This window comes from Flavobacterium odoriferum, from assembly GCF_025499515.1.
GTDB classification, from domain to species: domain Bacteria; phylum Bacteroidota; class Bacteroidia; order Flavobacteriales; family Flavobacteriaceae; genus Flavobacterium; species Flavobacterium odoriferum.
In genome coordinates this window covers 50,125-69,367 of sequence record NZ_JAMKFA010000007.1, presented here as the reverse complement: position 1 = coordinate 69,367, position 19,243 = coordinate 50,125, and the positions used below count along the sequence as shown (strand labels likewise).

The 19,243-nt window shown below is 32.6% G+C and carries 19 protein-coding genes and 1 tRNA gene; 8 read left to right on the top strand and 12 right to left on the bottom strand.

Features of this window, described 5'->3' with window-relative positions; translation table 11 throughout:
• Window positions 1-22 precede the first annotated feature (22 nt).
• The 7 genes from M9Q43_RS06195 to M9Q43_RS06165 form a co-directional block, all read right to left on the bottom strand.
• On the bottom strand, window positions 23-907 hold the full coding sequence (locus M9Q43_RS06195; protein WP_262318089.1) for a hypothetical protein: 885 nt from the start codon (window positions 905-907) through the stop codon (window positions 23-25).
• A 191-nt stretch (window positions 908-1,098) separates the two neighbouring features.
• Complete coding sequence (locus M9Q43_RS06190; RefSeq protein WP_262318088.1) at window positions 1,099-1,248, bottom strand: hypothetical protein; 150 nt, start codon at window positions 1,246-1,248, stop codon at window positions 1,099-1,101.
• 111 nt (window positions 1,249-1,359) lie between these two features.
• Window positions 1,360-3,501, bottom strand: a complete 2,142-nt coding sequence (scpA, locus tag M9Q43_RS06185; protein WP_262318087.1) for a methylmalonyl-CoA mutase — start codon at window positions 3,499-3,501, stop codon at window positions 1,360-1,362.
• Between the two features lie 48 nt (window positions 3,502-3,549).
• Window positions 3,550-4,917: a methylmalonyl-CoA mutase subunit beta gene (locus M9Q43_RS06180; RefSeq protein WP_262318086.1), complete on the bottom strand. Its 1,368-nt coding sequence runs from the start codon at window positions 4,915-4,917 to the stop codon at window positions 3,550-3,552.
• Window positions 4,918-4,928: 11 nt separating this feature from the next.
• Window positions 4,929-5,282 (bottom strand): FtsB family cell division protein, encoded by a 354-nt coding sequence (locus M9Q43_RS06175; protein ID WP_262318085.1) that lies wholly within the window; start codon window positions 5,280-5,282, stop codon window positions 4,929-4,931.
• Window positions 5,282-5,890, bottom strand: coding sequence for a uridine kinase (gene udk / locus M9Q43_RS06170; protein WP_133610547.1), 609 nt, complete (start codon window positions 5,888-5,890; stop codon window positions 5,282-5,284). The genes M9Q43_RS06175 and udk overlap by 1 nt, the downstream gene beginning before the upstream one ends.
• A gap of 194 nt (window positions 5,891-6,084) precedes the next feature.
• Window positions 6,085-6,159 (bottom strand) — tRNA-Pro (locus M9Q43_RS06165).
• Between the two features lie 153 nt (window positions 6,160-6,312).
• Between M9Q43_RS06165 and trxB the strand changes: the two genes are divergently transcribed.
• On the top strand, window positions 6,313-7,260 hold the full coding sequence (trxB, locus tag M9Q43_RS06160) for a thioredoxin-disulfide reductase (RefSeq protein WP_262318084.1): 948 nt from the start codon (window positions 6,313-6,315) through the stop codon (window positions 7,258-7,260).
• 57 nt (window positions 7,261-7,317) lie between these two features.
• Here the strand turns inward: trxB and M9Q43_RS06155 are convergent, their stop codons facing one another.
• The 4 genes from M9Q43_RS06155 to M9Q43_RS06140 all read right to left on the bottom strand — a co-directional run bounded on the left by M9Q43_RS06155 (window position 7,318) and on the right by M9Q43_RS06140 (window position 11,252).
• Complete coding sequence (locus M9Q43_RS06155; protein ID WP_262318083.1) at window positions 7,318-8,157, bottom strand: DUF2807 domain-containing protein; 840 nt, start codon at window positions 8,155-8,157, stop codon at window positions 7,318-7,320.
• Window positions 8,158-8,437: 280 nt separating this feature from the next.
• On the bottom strand, window positions 8,438-9,163 hold the full coding sequence (locus tag M9Q43_RS06150) for a head GIN domain-containing protein (RefSeq protein WP_262318082.1): 726 nt from the start codon (window positions 9,161-9,163) through the stop codon (window positions 8,438-8,440).
• 2 nt (window positions 9,164-9,165) lie between these two features.
• A complete protein-coding gene (locus M9Q43_RS06145) occupies window positions 9,166-10,917 on the bottom strand; it encodes a PspC domain-containing protein (RefSeq protein WP_262318081.1) in 1,752 nt (583 codons plus the stop codon).
• Window positions 10,918-10,922: 5 nt separating this feature from the next.
• Window positions 10,923-11,252, bottom strand: a complete 330-nt coding sequence (locus tag M9Q43_RS06140; RefSeq protein WP_133607913.1) for a PadR family transcriptional regulator — start codon at window positions 11,250-11,252, stop codon at window positions 10,923-10,925.
• A 233-nt stretch (window positions 11,253-11,485) separates the two neighbouring features.
• Between M9Q43_RS06140 and M9Q43_RS06135 the strand changes: the two genes are divergently transcribed.
• Together M9Q43_RS06135 and M9Q43_RS06130 are read left to right on the top strand one after the other, a co-directional pair.
• Window positions 11,486-11,941 (top strand): DUF4442 domain-containing protein, encoded by a 456-nt coding sequence (locus M9Q43_RS06135; protein WP_262318080.1) that lies wholly within the window; start codon window positions 11,486-11,488, stop codon window positions 11,939-11,941.
• A 212-nt stretch (window positions 11,942-12,153) separates the two neighbouring features.
• A complete protein-coding gene (locus M9Q43_RS06130) occupies window positions 12,154-13,059 on the top strand; it encodes a TIGR01777 family oxidoreductase (RefSeq protein WP_262318079.1) in 906 nt (301 codons plus the stop codon).
• Between the two features lie 28 nt (window positions 13,060-13,087).
• Here M9Q43_RS06130 and M9Q43_RS06125 read toward each other — a convergent pair whose 3' ends face one another.
• Window positions 13,088-13,750: a YceI family protein gene (locus M9Q43_RS06125; RefSeq protein ID WP_262318078.1), complete on the bottom strand. Its 663-nt coding sequence runs from the start codon at window positions 13,748-13,750 to the stop codon at window positions 13,088-13,090.
• Between the two features lie 155 nt (window positions 13,751-13,905).
• Between M9Q43_RS06125 and M9Q43_RS06120 the strand changes: the two genes are divergently transcribed.
• The 5 genes from M9Q43_RS06120 (at window position 13,906) to M9Q43_RS06100 (ending at window position 19,215) form a co-directional block, all read left to right on the top strand.
• On the top strand, window positions 13,906-14,469 hold the full coding sequence (locus M9Q43_RS06120) for a nucleotide exchange factor GrpE (protein WP_262318077.1): 564 nt from the start codon (window positions 13,906-13,908) through the stop codon (window positions 14,467-14,469).
• A gap of 60 nt (window positions 14,470-14,529) precedes the next feature.
• Window positions 14,530-15,648 (top strand): molecular chaperone DnaJ, encoded by a 1,119-nt coding sequence (gene dnaJ / locus M9Q43_RS06115; RefSeq protein ID WP_262318076.1) that lies wholly within the window; start codon window positions 14,530-14,532, stop codon window positions 15,646-15,648.
• A 157-nt stretch (window positions 15,649-15,805) separates the two neighbouring features.
• Window positions 15,806-16,726, top strand: coding sequence for an ABC transporter ATP-binding protein (locus tag M9Q43_RS06110; protein ID WP_262318075.1), 921 nt, complete (start codon window positions 15,806-15,808; stop codon window positions 16,724-16,726).
• A gap of 2 nt (window positions 16,727-16,728) precedes the next feature.
• Window positions 16,729-18,036, top strand: a complete 1,308-nt coding sequence (locus M9Q43_RS06105) for an ABC transporter permease (RefSeq protein ID WP_262318074.1) — start codon at window positions 16,729-16,731, stop codon at window positions 18,034-18,036.
• A 15-nt stretch (window positions 18,037-18,051) separates the two neighbouring features.
• Window positions 18,052-19,215 (top strand): sigma-54-dependent transcriptional regulator, encoded by a 1,164-nt coding sequence (locus tag M9Q43_RS06100; RefSeq protein WP_262318073.1) that lies wholly within the window; start codon window positions 18,052-18,054, stop codon window positions 19,213-19,215.
• The last annotated feature ends 28 nt before the right edge of the window (window positions 19,216-19,243 follow it).

Sequence of the window (19,243 nt, the reverse complement as noted above, 5' to 3'; positions counted from 1 at the left end):
TTTTTTAAATTTTTAGCTAAAATTAATAATATTCAATAACCCTTTTTACTATTTTAGTTCCTGTTTTAGAAGAGTTGGTTTTGATAATCCAGTTTTTTTGACTGTCATAAACATGGGTATTGTTAGTAACTGATTGAAAGTTAATCTCAGATATTTTGGAGGTTTCTCTGGTTACATTTCCATTTGCATCGAAAACATAATCATTGCGCATTATCATTTTATTGTCTTTACCAAGCACTAAAAAGGAATTTTGCATTCCATTGGCATCATAAGTATATAGGTATTTGGTATCGATATCTTCAAAATCATTTTCTCTACTTTCAATGCATCTTCCTTTAGAATTGTATTTATAGGTTGTTATGGTTTGAAGTTTATTTTTTCTATCAAACAAAGAAGTTTTTGTAAGTAATCCATTTGAATTGTACTCATAAACATATTTTAGTAAAAAAATAGTGTCTTTAAGATATTTTATCATTTCTATTTTTTGGTTTTTGTTGTTGTATTGAAGCTTATAGGTCATCTCTAAAGTATCTGCTTCAAAATGCACTTCTTTGTCTCTTAGGTTTTTGTCATTGAAATAAAATTGTACTTCTCTAACTTTCTTATTGGATTTGTCAAATTTTTCATATTTTGCTATAGAATCGTTACTGCCATAACTGTAAACGTCTTGACCAAAATGTTGATTTTTGAAATAGGTATGGGTTAATCGTCCTTTTTCATCAAAAAAATATTTCCAGCTCATGTTAGCTTCTGAAGGAACTTCGTTTTTAGGTGTAATGTGATAACTCATGGTTTTTACTTTTCCATTGAGTTCGTGTTTTTTTGAAGTATTTTGTAAACCATTCATTTGGGCAAAACTACTTAATGTTAGTAGTAAGCATAAAATAGGGAAGAGATTTTTTTTCATATGTTTAAATTTTATTTTTTAGCGGTAACATATGGTATGCTTCGCCTGTTCAACTTCGTTTTCGGGTCGCCTTTTTTAATCATAGGTGTTTGTTTACACAAACTTATTGTTAATGGCGATTTCACATACAAAAATATAATAAAAACTAAAAATTATAAAAAGCTTGTGATAGATTTTTTATCTGAATCAATCTATGCAAAAGTTTCTGCAATTGGTTCAAAGTGTAATTCGAAAAGTTTAAGGAAATGTTCGTAGTTTTCTTTTTCTTTAAATAGCGTTGCACTATTTATTCCACGATTGTAAATGTGGTAATAGTTACCATGTTGTAAGGCTTGAATCATAATTGTTTGGCTTTTATATAATTACAAATGTATGTAAAAATATTATTTTGCCAAAAGAAAACCTGACAGGTTTCTGAAACCTGTCAGGTTTAAATTATAACCATAAGAACTTTACTCCTCCAATAAAACTTCCAAAATCGTAATCGCTGCTTCGCTAATTTTAGTTCCAGGACCAAAAACCGCTACAGCTCCGGCGTCGAATAAGAATTGGTAGTCTTGTGCTGGGATTACTCCACCAACAATTACCATAATATCTTCTCTTCCGTATTTTTTTAGTTCTTCAATAACTTGTGGTACTAAGGTTTTGTGTCCTGCTGCTAAAGAAGAAACGCCTAAAATATGTACGTCGTTTTCCACCGCTTGTTTCGCAGCTTCTTGTGGTGTTTGGAATAAAGGACCAATGTCCACGTCAAAACCTACGTCGGCATAACCTGTTGCTACTACTTTGGCACCACGATCGTGACCGTCTTGTCCCATTTTCGCAATCATAATACGAGGACGACGACCTTCTTTCTTCGCGAAAGCATCGGCTAATTGTTTTGCTTTTTCAAAACTTTCGTCGTTTTTAATTTCTTTACTATACACGCCGCTAAAACTTCTAATTTGTGCTTTATATCTTCCGAAAACTACTTCTAAAGCATCACTAATTTCGCCTAATGTAGCTCTATTTCGTGCTGCTTCTACTGCTAAAGATAGTAAATTTTCACCACCATTTTTAGCGCTTTCGGTTAATTTTGCTAAACATTCGGCAACTTTAGCGTTGTCGCGAGTGGCTTTGATTTGTTCTAAACGTTCAATTTGTTGTTTGCGCACCATTTGGTTATCTACATCCAAAATATGTAACGGATCTTCTTTTTCCAAACGGTATTTGTTCACCCCAACAATAATATCTTGACTGCTGTCGATACGAGCTTGTTTGCGCGCGGCAGCTTCTTCAATTCGTAGTTTTGGAATTCCAGCTTCAATGGCTTTTGTCATGCCACCTAATTCTTCTACTTCTTCAATTAAAGCCCAAGCTTTTTCAGCAATTTCAGCCGTTAAACTTTCTACATAATAACTTCCTGCCCAAGGATCCACCGTTTTGCAAATTTTAGTTTCTTCTTGTAAAAAGATTTGGGTATTACGAGCAATTCGCGCTGAGAAATCAGTTGGTAAAGCAATGGCTTCGTCTAAAGCATTCGTATGCAACGATTGTGTTCCTCCAAAGGCTGCTGCTGCTGCTTCAATCGCAGTTCGAGCCACATTATTAAAAGGATCTTGCTCCGTTAAACTCCAACCCGAAGTTTGGCAATGCGTTCTTAAAGCCAATGATTTTTCGTCTTTTGAGTTGAATTGTTTCAATAGTTTTGCCCAAAGCATTCGACCAGCACGCATTTTTGCAATTTCCATAAAATGATTCATTCCAATCGCCCAAAAAAACGAAAGGCGAGGAGCGAACGTATCAATATCCATCCCAGCGGCTAAACCTGTGCGAATGTATTCTAAACCATCTGCTAAAGTGTATGCTAATTCAATATCTGCAGTAGCTCCCGCTTCTTGCATGTGGTAACCCGAAATGGAAATCGAGTTGAATTTCGGCATGTTTTTACTCGTATATTCGAAAATATCCGCAATAATTTTCATCGAAGGCGTTGGTGGATAAATGTAGGTATTTCGCACCATGAATTCCTTCAAAATATCATTCTGAATCGTTCCTGATAGTAGGTTAGGAGTAACGCCTTGTTCTTCCGCTGCCACAATATAGAATGCCATAATAGGTAAAACCGCACCATTCATTGTCATCGAAACCGACATTTCCCCTAACGGAATTTGGTCGAAAAGCACTTTCATATCTTCCACTGAATCGATAGCAACTCCCGCTTTTCCAACGTCACCCACCACTCGTTCGTGGTCAGAATCGTAACCTCTGTGTGTTGCTAAATCAAAGGCAACTGATAAACCTTTTTGTCCAGCCGCTAAGTTTCTTCTGTAAAAAGCATTACTTTCCTCAGCAGTAGAAAATCCTGCATATTGACGAATCGTCCAAGGTCGGCGAACGTACATAGTTGCATAAGGTCCACGTACATTGGGTGCAAAACCAGCTCCAAAACCAAGGTGTTCTAAATCGGAAATATCTTTTTTAGTGTAAGTTGGTTTTAACTCGATGTTTTCGGCAGTTGTAAATGAGTTTGGAGTTTGGAGTTTAGAGTTTGGAGAAACTTCTAACTTCTGACTTCTAACTTCTAACTTTAAATGTTGTATATCTTTTCTCATCTTTAGAGAATTTTTCAAATTAATAGAATTGGCACATTGACTAATTGGCTAAATTACCTCATTATTCAATCGTTCTTGTTCTAATTTTTCAGCCAAACGTTTTTCGATAATTGGTGTGATTAACGTTTTTCTGGCGTTTTGTTTTACGAAAGGATACAATTCCAAATCGCTTTTCATTTGGTCGTTTTTGTTCGGATACTTATTGGTTCCCAATAAAACTTCTTTTCCAGAATCGAAAAGCTCTTGTTCTTTTTGTGCGCTTTCGTTGATTTTTCTTTGGATTGTTCCATCGATTAATTGCGAAATCAAACCGCCATTTTTCTCGATATCTTTGAATAATTCTAATGCTTTTTCTGCTAATTGCTCAGTTAAAGTTTCGATATAATAAGCGCCATCAGCAGGATTATTCACTTTATCAAAATAACTTTCGTGTTTTAAAACTAACAATTGGTTTCTCGAAATTCTATCGCCAAACTCGTTGTCTTTGTGATAAATCGCATCGTAAGCTAAATTCGCAACCGCATCGGCTCCTCCTAATATTGCTGACATACATTCAGTAGTCGTACGAAGCATATTTACGTTGTAATCGTATAATGTTTTGTTACGTTTTGTTGGAGTTGCTATGATATGACAATCGAAATTGTGATTGTACTCTGCTGCTAAAGTGTTGAATAAAAGACGTAAGGCTCTTAGTTTCGCTATTTCAAAAAAGTAATTCGTTCCAACAGTAACTTCAATCGTAATCGGTTGGTTGATGGCTGGAATTCTATTGAAATATTCGTTTGCTTGTGCTAAAGTGTAAGCTAATTGCTGCACGATATTTGCTCCTGCATTTTGGTAGATTCCACTTGAAATAGTTAAAAATGGAACAGTTGACTTAGAAGCAATTGCGTTTAATTTTTCAAAATCTTTTTCAAGGTTGTCAAACCAATTGCCGTCTTTTAATAATTGTCCGATTGGATCAATTTGGATGCAAATATTGACTTTATTTTTTGAAACAAAATCATTGATTTTATTCGTAAATTCAACAGAAAGAAAAGGCAAATTGAAATAATAATTCACGTTTTCTAACGGAAGATTTTGCATCAATTCTTCAATTGAAACTGCATCATTTTCTAATGTAAAACGAACACTTTCAGCTCCTCTTTGTAACGTTTCTAGCGCACGAGCGTTTGATTTTTGAAAATCATGAACAAAAATATTTTGAACGATTGCAAAAGGTTTTGTTGGAACAATGGCGTCAAGATTTATTGCTGTTTCATCATTATGATAAAACGGTTTTACTTTAATGCCTTCTGGACTTTCCCAAACTAAAGTTTCGTTGTAATCAGCACCTTTTAGTTCGTATTGAATTTGTTGCTTCCATTGTTTAGAAGAAACGGCTTCAAAATCGGAAAATAAATTGTTGTTAGCCACGAATTATATGTTTAATTGTTACTAGTTGTTTTCTCAGTTTCAGCTTTCTTTTCGCCTTCAAATTCTATGATGTAAATGTCTTCGTTTTCGCGTTTCATATAATATTTTTCGCGAGCGTATTTTTCTACACGGTCATCATTTTTAAGGTGTTTTATATTGGCGCTGTCTTTTTTGATTTCGGTTTTGTAGTATTGAATATTGTCTTCAATTTCCTCGATTTCCTTATCTAAAACACGGTGTTCTAAATAGGAATAATTGTCGAAAAATAACATCCAAACAATAAAGAAAAGTAATACCAAAACATATCGGTTCGCTAAAAACTTTAGGAACGGATAATTGGCAATTAAATTCTTTATTTTTTTCATTATACTAATCTTTGATTGATAACAGCTCTTACTACATCAATAGCAACCGTGTTGTATTTGTCATTTGGAATAATGATATCAGCAAAAGCTTTTGTAGGTTCGATGAATTGTTCGTGCATTGGTTTTAAAGTGTTTTGATAGCGATTCAAAACTTCTTCCATGTCACGACCACGTTCTGCAATATCACGTTTTAAACGGCGAATTAATCTTTCGTCAGAATCTGCATGAACGTAAACTTTTATGTCAAACATATCTCTTAATTCTGGATTGGTTAGAATTAAGATACCTTCTACAATCATTACTTTTCTTGGATGTGTGATGATTTTATCGTCGGTTCTATCGTGAGTAACGAAAGAATAAACTGGTTGTTCAATAGTTTTTCCAGCTTTTAAATCTTTAAGATGGGCTACTAATAATTCAAAATCAATCGCTCTTGGATGATCGAAATTGATTTTAGTACGTTCTTCATAACTTAAATGATGCGTTTCTTTGTAATAAGAATCCTGAGAAATAATACCTACTTCTGTCGCAGGTAACTCATTCATAATCTGATGTACAACTGTTGTTTTTCCGCTTCCGGTTCCGCCGGCGATTCCAATAATTAGCATAAAGATTCTTAGGTTGATTGTTTTAGCAAAAATAGAAATAATATTCTATGTGTTTTTTGTTTTGATGAGAAAGTTTTGGGAATAAATGCTAAAAAAATATAGGTTTTGGAACGCAGATAACACAGATGCTTTGCATCGCAGATTGAAAACGGATTTTTGTAAATGAAAAAAGACCCTCAATTGAAGGTCTTTTGTCGGGGTGGCAGGATTCGAACCTGCGGCCTCCTGCTCCCAAAGCAGGCGCGATAACCGGGCTACGCTACACCCCGAATTTGTGAGTGCAAATATAGAACTATATTATTATTTTCAAAACGTTTTTTAAAAATAAATTTCGTTTATTATGAAATAGTGAATTCTAATCTATTTTTAAGAAATAATTTTAATTAAAAACTTACATTTGCTACTCTTAAAAGAATAAAGTTATGTCAGATACAATTGAAAAAGTAAAATGTTTAATTATAGGTTCTGGTCCAGCGGGTTATACTGCGGCTATTTATGCGGCTAGAGCTAATATGAATCCTGTTTTATATCAAGGACAACAACCAGGTGGTCAGTTAACTACAACCAATGAAGTTGAAAATTTTCCAGGATATCCTGAAGGTGTAACCGGACCTGAAATGATGGTTCAGTTGCAAGAACAAGCAAAGCGTTTTGGTTCAGATATTCGTGATGGATGGGCTACAAAAGTAGATTTCTCTGGAGATATTCATAAAGTTTGGATTAATGATACCATAGAAATTCATGCAGAAACTGTAATTATTTCTACAGGAGCTTCTGCTAAATATTTAGGATTAGAATCGGAACAACACTATTTAAAATTAGGTGGTGGTGTTTCAGCTTGTGCGGTTTGTGACGGATTTTTCTATAGAAATCAGGAAGTAGTAATCGTAGGAGCAGGAGATAGTGCGTGTGAAGAAGCACATTACTTATCTAAATTATGTAAAAAAGTAACGATGTTAGTTCGTAGTGATAAATTTAGAGCTTCTAAAATTATGGCTGAACGTGTTCAAAAAACTGAAAACATCGAAATTTTAATGCACACTGAAACAGAAGAAGTTTTAGGTGATGGACAAGTGGTTACTGGAGTTAAAGCAAAAAATAGAGCAACAGGAGAAGTTGTTGAAATTCCAGCAACTGGATTTTTCGTAGCGATTGGTCACAAACCAAATACTGATATTTTTGCAGATTATATTACGTTAGACGAAACAGGTTACATCGTAAATGTTCCCGGAAGTTCTAAAACAAATGTAGCAGGTGTATTTGTAGCAGGTGATGCTGCAGATCATGTATATCGTCAGGCTATTACGGCTGCGGGAACAGGTTGTATGGCGGCTTTGGATGCAGAGCGTTATTTGGCAGCGAAAGAGTAGTTGAAATATTGTAATAAAAAATCCGACTATATGGTCGGATTTTTTATTTGTAATGATTTACTTTTTTTCCTTTTTATAAAGAGTTGCATTATTTGTGAATTTTTCAATGGTAATTTTTGGTTCACCAAATAATTCAATTTGTGATTTACCGGCAGCAGTTATTTGTATTGAATTACTCACACTTACTTCGCATTTTGAATAATTTTCGGTATCAATTTCTAAATTTCCTATTACAAATTTTTGTGCTACTAAGTTACTTGTGTTATCTAAACGAATTTTTGCATTAGCTGTATTTCCTTCAATTGTAGCCTCACTTTTTTGGTACATATCAATTTTAACTTCAGGAGAAGCTACTAAAGCTTTCAGTTCACTATTTTTGCTTAGTTCAAGGTTAGTGTTTTCTGCTTTGACATTAATTTCTGCCTCCGATTTATCATCTAAAATAAGTGAAAAATAATTAGATTTCACATTTAAGAAAGATTTAGAATCATCATAATTTTTTATGGTTATGTTGTCTAATTCTAAATCGGCTAAAGCTTTGATGGTAGTTTCGTTACGAGCAATAATTAGTTTTAAATTTTCTGAATAATTGATTCTAATTGTAAATTTTTTGAAACTACTTGCGTCTTTTAATGCGTTAATTCTAAGCGTATTTCCTGCAACTTCAAAATTGATGATATCGTGTAAATTATCATCAGCTTCAATTTCTAAAGAGGGCTGATTTCCTTTTACTAATAAGACTTCAAAGTTATCACTAACTTCAATATTTTCAAAACTGTTGATTTCTTTAAGTGCTACAGTTACGATTTTAGAACCTTTAATTTTTTCTTTCTTTTGAGCAAAAGAAAAAGTAGTTAAGAATAACAACGTAATAAAGAAGGATATTTTTTTAGCCATTTTGTAAAATTTTATTATCACAAACATACACAAAATTTATTCCAAACTTATTTTTTGAATAAATAAAAAAAACACCAGCAAAAGTACTGATGTTTTAATTTTGTTTTTATAGTATTGATTCTATCATATTTGCGATAAAAGTAAATACAAATTCGATAATTTGGATAACTAACTTTATCATGAGAGTTGAATTTAGTTTGTTTAGTTGTTCGTGTAAAAGTAATTAGTTGATTTTAAAAATGTACTAATTATTTGTTAAAATATTCTGATTTGTAATCAGTTACTCTTTATCAACGCTTCCGCCAGAAGTTTCTTCTTTTGTTATTGTTTTAGGAGCCTGTACATAATCGATAGAACTTCCGCTTGAAGCTTTTGCGTCTAATTTTACAATTGGTTTCACTGTTGTTGAACTTCCGCTCGACGATTGTGAAAAAACATCATTTGCTGCTAATTCGTCTGCATCAATTTCGCTTCCGCTTGACGAAGCTGTTTCTAATTTTAACGCTTTTCCGGCAACGGTAATGTTACTTCCGCTTGACGATTCGCAACTTACATTTTCATATTCTAAAACCGCATCGATTTCACTTCCACTACTAGATTTTACTGCGATAGTACTTCCTTTTAATGTGTTTTTTGAACTAATTCTTGAGCCACTTGTGCTTTCTAATCCCACAATTGAACTCATTCGAACTCTAACATCAATTGATGACATAGTATTAATATTGCCATCAATTTTAACAATTAATGTTCCATTTTCAACCTTTGTAATTACATATTGCATTAAGTTGTCGTCTGTTTCAACTTCAACATCGGTTGGTGAGCCTTGTTCAACAATTACTGTTACACCAGTGCTTGCCGAGATTTTATCAAAGCTTTCGTTGATGGTTCTTTTTTCTGTGATTACATTACCACTTCCTTCAACACCATCGTTTAAGTTCAGATTGGCATTACACGATAATAATGTTATTGTAAGTAAAAAAGCAACTAATTTAAAGGTTGTTTTCATGTTTATTTAGTTTTAGTTGTGGTTTCTTTTTTGGTATCGATTTCAATTTTTACGTTTTGTACTTCTTGATTTACTTCATTTTGAATTTCTTTGATTTCTTTTTTTATCAAAACTCCGTTAGCATCATAAATAATTGTTGAAGTAGAGTCGTTTACAATTTCGTTATCGTCATAATTATTAACTGAAGTTGGGCAATTTAAACAAGTAATATTATCTGTATCCACTCTGTAAACGCCATCAGAAAAATCATAATTTAAATCAAAAAAGTTATTATTTGTATAATCAAAATGTTTGAAATTTTTGTCTGTTTTAAATAATGTTCCTTTTGGTAAATACAAGTACAATTCTACTTCTTGCCCTCTAAATTTGTTTTCAACGGCAGAAATTAAATAATTATCTAAAATTAATGTATTTCCTTCGATTTTGTAAGCATATTTAATTTTTTCTGCTCTTTTCTTGGCTTCAGAAGCTGATTTTCCGTTGGCTAATTTTTCAATTTGGATGAAAGGAACCGCTTCATCAGTTTCCATAATTTCTATTGAAATATTATTAGAGTAGATGATGTCTTTGTTGTTTTCATCTTGCGTCAATCTAAAATCTGTATCGTGATGAGCATTTTTTGAATAGAAATCATTGTTTTTAAATTTGATGTACAGGGTGTCTGTTGGTGTTAAAATAATTTCTTCTTTTTGAACCACTTTTCCTTCAAATGCCATTTGAGTTGCTTCGTTTATTCCTAATGAAATTGCAATTCCGGAAGCAATTACCCATGTTGCAATTAAGGTATAGGTTGCCACATTTCCAATTGATTTTAAATTGTTTACCAATAATTTTAAACCTAATAAAAGTAAGAAAAAGAATGGAATTCCAAATACTAAAATGAGTAATATTCCTTGAACCCAAAGAGGAGTTTCTAATCCAATCGGTGTTTGAATATTATTTAAAATATAGTTGTCTGGCATTGATGATGAAAACATCATTACAATTCCTGCAATTATGAATCCTAATAAAGCAAATGAAGCTGTTATTACGATTATTGCACCAATGAATTTTGCAAATATTTTAAAAATTGTTCCAAAAATATCCGAAATTGTACTCCCTACTTTTTCAGCACCGTATTTTGCATTATCTGCAATTTTTTGATGATCAATATTTCCAATTTTATCAGAAATTTCATCAATTCCTTCTTTTACTTTTCGCTCAATGTTAGAAATATTGATAGGTTCGCCTTTCATTTCTAATTTTTGAGAAGTGGTTATTGCTTCAGGAATTAATATCCATAAAATCAAATAAATAATAATTGATGTTCCAAAACTGATAAATGGAGAGATAATAAACAAGATTCTTACCCATAATGGATCAATGTTTAAATAATGACCAAAACCAGCAGCAACACCACCTAAAAGTGAATTATCTTTATCTCTATACAATCTTTTTGCTCTTGTATATGTTTTATTTGTTGAGCTAAAGTTTGAACTTTTTGTTGCATCTTCATCTATTTTGTAATCTTCTGGTTGCCCCATGATTCCAATTACCGCGTCAATTTCTACTAAGCCAATAACTTGTTTTTCGTTTTGTATGCGCTCTTGAAACAATTCAGCAATTCTGCTTTCAATGTCTTTCATGATTTCATCTCTTCCATCAGGAGCAAGAGAACGCTTCACCGCATCAAAATAACGCGATAATTTTTGATAGGCATCTTCGTCGATGTGAAAGAAAAAACCTCCTAAATTTATACTTATTGTTTTGTTCATGACCTTTAGTTTTGACTTGTTATTATGTTTACTGCATCTGCTAATTCTTTCCAGGTGCCATTTAATTCTTGTAAAAATTCTTTGCCTTCATCGGTTAAACCGTAATATTTTCTTGGTGGTCCCGATGTTGATTCTTCCCAACGATAATTTAGTAATCCATCGTTTTTTAGCCTTGTTAGTAGTGGGTAAACGGTGCCTTCCACAACTAGTAATTTAGCATTTTTTAGCGTATCCAATATTTCAGAAGTATATGCATCTTTTTCTTTTAAGACCGATAAGATACAGAATTCCAAAACACCTTTTCGCATTTGTGCTTTAGTGTTTTCAATGTTCATAATTCCCCTTGTTTTTTTTAATTAGACTGTTCATTTTTTGATTTGTTTTGCTTGCGCAATTGATTGATTTGATGATTGAAATTAGATTACCTATTAATTTCTTATACAAAGATAAGTCTAAAAGAAGGTATCTTGTTACGCATAGTACCTATATTTAACATAAAATTAACATTTAAAAAAATAGTAGGAATGCATAGTATTTTTTGTATTTTTACAAAATAAATCAATGAATTATGGAGTTTACACCTGCAAAACTGAATCTTTTTACCTTTTTTAAACTGCCTTCTGCTTTTTGGAGTGGCGTGCGCATTAAGTCAATTTCACCAGAAGTTTGTGAAGTAACCGTAAAACATCGTTGGTTTAATCAGAATCCTTTTAATTCCATGTATTTTGCGGTACAAGCCATGGCGGCCGAGTTTACAACGGGAGCTTTAGTCATGTATCAGATAAAAGAAAGCAAGAAAAACATCTCAATGTTAGTGGCTCAAAATAAAAGTGTATTCACAAAAAAAGCTACAGGAAGAATTACTTTTACTTGTAATCAAGGAACAGCAATTAAAGAAACCATTCAAAAAGCAGTGGATACTAATGAAGGACAAACTATTTGGTTAACTTCAATTGGTAAAAACGAAAAAGGAGAACAAGTTTCTGAAATGCAATTCGAATGGACAATTAAAGTTAGGGGTTAGAGTTATGATTTTAGAGTTAATAATTATGAGTTTTGAGTTTAGAGTAAGGAGGTTTGTTTTTTGATTACAAGTATAATTTTTTTTTCATATCTCAACTCCCAACTTCCAACTCCCAACTTCGATCTCCCAACTTAAAACTAATCCTAAACATAAGTTAATTTACTTTCATACCTTATTTATTGATAGTAAATTTGAGAAAAAGGAAAAAGAAAATGACAGTTTTAATTACAGGAGCTACTGGGTTGGTTGGACAAGAATTGGTGAATTTGTTGCTTCAAAACGGATATACAATTCATTATTTATCTACATCCAAATCTAAATTAGTCTCACAAAATAACTACAAAGGATTCTTTTGGAATCCAAAAAAAGCAGAAATTGATACTAACGCTTTAACAGGTGTTGAGGTAATTATCCATTTGGCTGGAGCTAATGTGGCAAAAAAATGGACAACCGCTTATAAGGAAGAAATTATTGAAAGTCGCGTACTTTCAACTCAATTATTGTATCAAACTTTACAAAAGAATTCTCATCAAGTAAAACAAATCATTTCGGCTTCAGCTGTTGGAATTTATCCAGATAGTTTAACCGATATCTACCATGAAACAGATTTAGATATTGATGTTTCCTTCCTAGGTAATGTTGTGAAACAATGGGAAAATGAAGTTAGTCAGTTTGAAAAATTAGAAATAATCGTCTCTAAAATTAGAATCGGAATTGTACTTGCTAAGAACGGTGGTGCTTTGCAGGAAATGGCAAAACCAATTCAATATGGAGTAGGAGCAGCATTTGGTTCAGGCGAACAATATCAATCTTGGATTCATGTTCAAGATTTAGTAGCCATTTTCCAATTTGTAATGGAAAACCAATTAGCAGGTGTTTATAATGGAGTCGCGCCTTATCCTGTTACCAATTCAGAGTTAACAAAAGCAATTGCTAAAACTTTAGGAAAACCATTGTTTTTACCTAATATTCCAAAATTTGTAATGAAACTTATTCTTGGCGAAATGCATCAAATCTTATTTTCGAGTCAACATGTAAGTTGTCGTAAGCTTTTAGATGAAAATTTCCAATTCAAATTCGCATCCTTAGATAAAGCTTTGAATGATTTATTGAAATAAAAAAACCGCCAATTGGCGGTTTTTGTTTTTATTGTTTTGTTGCTTTTAATTTTACAACCAATTCAATTTCATCGTTTACAAACTTATCTTTTAAATCATCAAAGATTGATTTTGAAGCGTAGTTAACATTCCATTGAGTTCTGTTAATTTGGAAAGAATCAGAAGTTAAAGTCATGTTGTTTCCTTCATACGCAACAGTTGCAGGAAATGTTACAGGTTTTGTAACTCCTTTTAAAGTTAAATTTCCGTTTACAGTAGCTTTTCCATTTTCAGAAGTGATAGAAGTAATTTCAAACATTCCTTCTGGAAATTTACCTACGTTAAAGAAATGATCTTCTCCCTCTTTATCGCCGGTTCCTTTTAAATGTGCTTCTAAATCTTCTTTTCCGTCACCTGCTTTTAAATCAGTAACTACAATCGAATTCATATCGATTACAAATTTTCCGCTTTGAATTCTGTCATTCTTAACGGCAACTTCACCCGATTTTAAATTAATAGTTCCATTGTGTTTTCCAGCTGGTTTAGAACCAATCCATTCAATTGATGATGCTTTTGTGTCAACCACATAAGTTGTACTTTCTGCAGATGCAGTTGCTACTTCGCCAGCTTCACCATTTTCTTTTTCTCCTTTACAAGCTACATTCATAGAAATAGTAGCCAAAACAAATAAACTTAAGATGCTTTTTTTCATGTTTTAATTTTTTTTAGTTCTCACAAACTTAATAAATCGAATTTTTAAATTGTCTTAAAAGCTTGCTAAAATTTTAATTCAAATAAATTTGGCTGACAATTTGACATTTTTAAACATTTGGCAATACATTTGCAATCCCATTTACTAAAGTAAAAATGTTTAAAAAAATATTCAAAAATATGAATCAAGAAAGTACTGAAAACATCGAAAAGGAGAACATTAATGAAGAAAATGTTTCAGAAACTCAAGGAATTCCAACACCAGAATTATCGGTAGAAGAGCAATTGCAAGAAGAATTAAGCAATGAAAAAGATAAATTTTTACGTCTTTTTGCTGAATTTGAAAATTATAAAAGAAGAACTGCCAAAGAACGTATCGATTTGTTTAAAACAGCAAATCAAGAAGTTTTACAAGCCATGTTGCCAGTTTTAGACGATTTTGACAGAGCCTGGGCACAAGTTTCTAAGTCTGATGATGAAGCATTAGTAACAGGTGTACAATTGATTCATGATAAATTAAGAAGTACTTTAGTTTCAAAAGGTTTGGAAGAAGTAGAAGTGAGAGCAGGAGACGCTTTTAATGCTGATTTTGCAGAAGCTATTACACAAATTCCAGCGCCAAATGATAAATTAAAAGGTAAAATTGTTGACGTAATTGAAAAAGGGTACAAGTTAGGTGACAAAATTATTCGTTTCCCTAAAGTTGTAATCGGACAATAATTTTTACCGTAGAGACAAGTTATGACTTGTCTTTTTCTACATATTATAATACAAGATGTAATGAAAAAAGATTTTTACGAAATATTAGGCATTTCAAAAAATGCTACACCAGAAGAAATTAAGAAAGCATATCGTAAGAAAGCAATCGAATTTCACCCTGACAAAAACCCAGGCAATAAAGAGGCGGAAGAAAAATTCAAAGAAGCTGCAGAAGCTTATGAAGTTTTAAGCGATGCTAATAAAAAAGCTAAATATGATCAATATGGTCATCAAGCTTTTGATGGTGGCGGATTTGGTGGTGGTCAGCACATGAACATGGATGATATTTTCAGCCAGTTTGGTGATATTTTTGGTGGTGCTTTTGGTGGTGGCGGATTTTCTGGATTTGGCGGTGGCGGTGGTCAACGTAGAGTAAAAGGTAGTAACCTTCGCATCAAAGTGAAATTAACTTTGGAAGAAATTGCTAACGGAGTTGAAAAGAAAGTCAAAGTAAAACGTAAAGTTCAGGCTAAAGGTGTAACTTATAGAACTTGTCCAACTTGTAATGGTTCAGGACAAATTATGAAAGTTGCTAATACGATTTTAGGTAGAATGCAAACGGCAACTACTTGTCATACTTGTAGTGGTTCTGGTCAAATTTTGGATCAAAAACCTGCTGGTGCAGATGCGCAAGGAATGTTGTTAGAAGAAGATACCGTTTCAATCAAAATTCCGGCAGGAGTAGTTGATGGAATGCAATTAAAAGTTGCCGGAAAAGGTAATGAAGCACCAGGGAGCAATAGTATTCCAGGGGATTTAATTGTTGCTATCGAAGAAATCGAACACGAATTTTTAAAACGTGAAGGCGAAAATTTACATTACGATTTATATATCAGTGTTGCAGAAGCCGCTCTAGGATTTTCCAAAGAAATTGATACTGTTTCAGGAAAAGTACGTATCAAGTTGGAAGAAGGAATTCAATCGGGTAAAATATTGAGATTAAAAGGTAAAGGGGTTCCAAGTATAAACGCCTATGGAAACGGAGATTTACTAGTTCATGTAAACGTTTGGACACCAAAAACATTAAACAAAGAACAAAAGCAATTTTTTGAGAAAATGCTTACAGATGAAAACTTTATTCCGAAACCAGAAAAGTCAGACAAATCTTTTTTTGAAAAAGTTAAAGATATGTTTTCATAATTAAATAAATATTAATACATTTGAAACTCACTTTCTTAGGAGAGTGAGTTTTTCTTTTTCATAGCAATTTTTCCCATCCTTTAGCAATAAAGGGTGGGTTTTTTTTGTAACAAAATGCAGTTTTTCGCTACTAATTAAACAAACAAAATCACTTTTTATGAGCAATATTCTCGAAGTACAAAATGTAGTCAAGCAATATGGCGATTATACAGCCCTAAACAATGTTTCGTTGCAAGTTCCAAAAGGAAGTATTTATGGACTTCTTGGGCCAAATGGAGCAGGAAAAACAACTTTAATTCGTATCATTAACCAAATCACAATGCCAGATAGCGGTGTGGTTTTGTTAGATGGAGAAAAACTCAAGCCCGAACATGTTCAATATATAGGTTATATGCCCGAAGAACGTGGTTTGTATAAAACTATGAAAGTAGGAGAGCAGTGTTTGTATTTGGCTCAGTTAAAAGGAATGCCTTATGAAGAAGCAAAAAAGCAATTAAAATATTGGTTTGAAAAGTTTGAAATTGAAGGTTGGTGGAATAAAAAAATCCAAGAGCTTTCAAAAGGAATGGCACAAAAAATTCAGTTTATTGTTACGATTTTACATCAACCAAAATTGTTAATTTTAGATGAACCTTTTTCAGGATTTGATCCAGTAAATGCCAATTTAATTAAAGACGAAATTATTGAATTAAATAAAAAAGGAACTTCTATCATATTTTCAACCCACCGAATGGAATCGGTTGAAGAAATGTGTGATTACATTGCTTTAATTCACAAATCAAATAAATTAATTGAAGGAAAGTTAGAAGATGTAAAACGTCAATACCGTTCTAATACGTTTCAAGTGGGCGTGTTAACCAATAATATCGAAGGATTGATGGTGCATTTGACACAAAAATTTACGATAAGTCAAACCAATTTCAAATCATTAAATGATGATTTAAAATTAGAAGTACATTTAGGTCAACACAATTCAAACGAATTACTTTCTATTTTGTCTCAATTTGGTCAAGTTACCCATTTTGTAGAAAAAATCCCAAGTGTAAACGATATATTCATTCAAACTGTAAGCAAATAATCATGAGCATATTATCCTTAATTATAAAAAGAGAATTTATTGCCAAAGTGCGTAATAAATCGTTCATCGTAATGACTTTTTTAAGTCCGCTTTTATTTGTTGGTATGGCTGTTCTTGTGGGTTATTTATCTACTATGAATAAAGATTCGGTGACACAAATAGCTATTCATGACGAAGCAGGATTGCTCAAAAAAGAATTCAAAAACGACAAGTATACTAATTATACCGATTTGTCAGCAATGCCATTCAAAATTGCAAAAGATACTGCAAGTAAAAGCTATGAAGGATTGCTTTACATTCCAAAAGTAACTTCGGTTCAGGATTTAAAGGAAAAAGTAGAATATATTTCAGAAGATAGTCCAAGTTTAGATTTTATTTCAGATGTTGAAGAAGTTATTGATTCTGTAATTACACAAGAAAATTTAAAAGTATTGGGTTTTGATGCAGAAAAAATTGATAAAGCCAAAGCTGATTCTTCCTTAAAACTTTCAAAATTTTCGGGTGAAGAAAGTTTAAAAGGCTTAAACGAAATTAAAGTAGCTATTGGAGGATTGTTTGGTTACTTAATTATGATGTTTATAGTTATTTACGGCAATTTTGTAATGCGAAGTGTTATCGAAGAAAAAACGTCAAGAATTATTGAAATCATTATTTCTTCGGTAAAACCATACCAATTAATGATGGGAAAAATTATTGGAAATTCTTTAGCTGGAATTTTACAATTTTTAATCTGGGCAATTGTTGGAACATTATTGTTTTTTATTGCTTCCACATTTTTAGGATTGCAAATGGGCGCTTCCTCAACTATGTCGCCAGAAATGATGGAAGCAGCAGGTAATGTTGATAAAGTGGCTAAACTACAAATGTATTTTAATGAAATTACCAATTTACCTTTAGTTACATTAATTATTTCATTCATTATTTATTTTATTGGAGGTTACTTTTTGTACAGTTCGTTTTATGCAGCAATTGGAGCAGCAGTAGATTCAGAAACCGATTCGCAACAGTTTTTATTACCCATAATAATGCCTTTAATTTTGGGTGTTTACATCGGATTTTTCACGGTTATAAATGATCCTCATGGCACAATAGCAACTGTATTTTCTATAATTCCATTAACATCGCCAATTGTGATGCTCATGCGTATTCCATTTGGAGTTCCGTTATGGCAATTACTACTTTCTATAGGTTTATTGTACGGAACGTTTATCTTTGTAGTCTGGTTTGCGGCAAAAATCTACCGAGTAGGTATTTTAATGTACGGAAAAAAACCAACTTGGAAAGAATTATATAAATGGTTGAAATATTAAACCAACAACATAATAATGAGTAAAATCCTTATCATAGAAGACGAAGCAGCAATTCGAAGAGTATTAACTAAAATACTTTCCGAAGAAAATGATTCGTATAAAGTTGAAGAAGCGGAAGATGGTTTGCAAGGAATAGAAAAAGTCAAAAATGAAGATTATGACTTAATTCTTTGTGATATCAAAATGCCAAAAATGGACGGTGTTGAGGTATTAGAAGCTGTAAAAAAAATCAAGCCTGAAATTCCAATGGTCATGATTTCTGGTCATGGAGATTTGGAAACAGCAATAAATACCATGCGATTAGGTGCTTTTGATTACATTTCAAAACCACCTGATTTGAATCGTTTGTTGAATACGGTTCGTAATGCATTAGATAAAAAACAATTGGTAGTAGAGAACAAAATCTTGAAAAAGAAAGTTTCTAAAAACTACGAAATGATAGGAAACAGTGAAGCTATCAATCATATTAAAACTATGATTGAGAAAGTTGCTCCTACCGATGCCCGAGTTTTAATAACAGGTCCAAACGGAACTGGAAAAGAATTAGTAGCGCATCAATTACATGAAAGAAGCGAGCGTTCATCTGCTCCTATAATCGAAGTAAACTGTGCCGCTATTCCGTCTGAATTGATTGAAAGTGAATTATTTGGTCATGTAAAAGGTGCTTTTACTTCAGCTGTAAAAGACAGAGCTGGAAAATTTGAAGCGGCTGATGGCGGAACCATTTTCTTAGATGAGATTGGCGATATGAGTTTATCAGCTCAGGCTAAAGTTTTACGTGCGTTACAAGAAAATTTAATTCAAAGAGTAGGAGCAGACAAAGACATTAAAGTCAATGTTCGTGTGGTTGCAGCTACCAATAAAGATTTAAAAAAAGAAATAGAGGAAGGGAGATTTAGAGAAGATTTGTATCATCGTTTAGCGGTAATTTTAATCAAAGTTCCGGCTTTAAACGATAGAAGAGATGATATTCCAGAATTAATTGAACACTTTGCTGCAAAAATAGCTTCAGAACAAGGAAATGCAGTAAAAAGCTTTTCCAAATCAGCGATAAAATTATTACAAGAATACGATTGGACCGGAAATATCCGTGAGTTACGAAATGTTGTAGAACGTCTAATTATTTTAGGTGGCAACGAAATTTCGGAACAAGACGTGCAATTATTTGCGAGTAAATAATACCAAGTGAAAAATGATTAGTAATTAG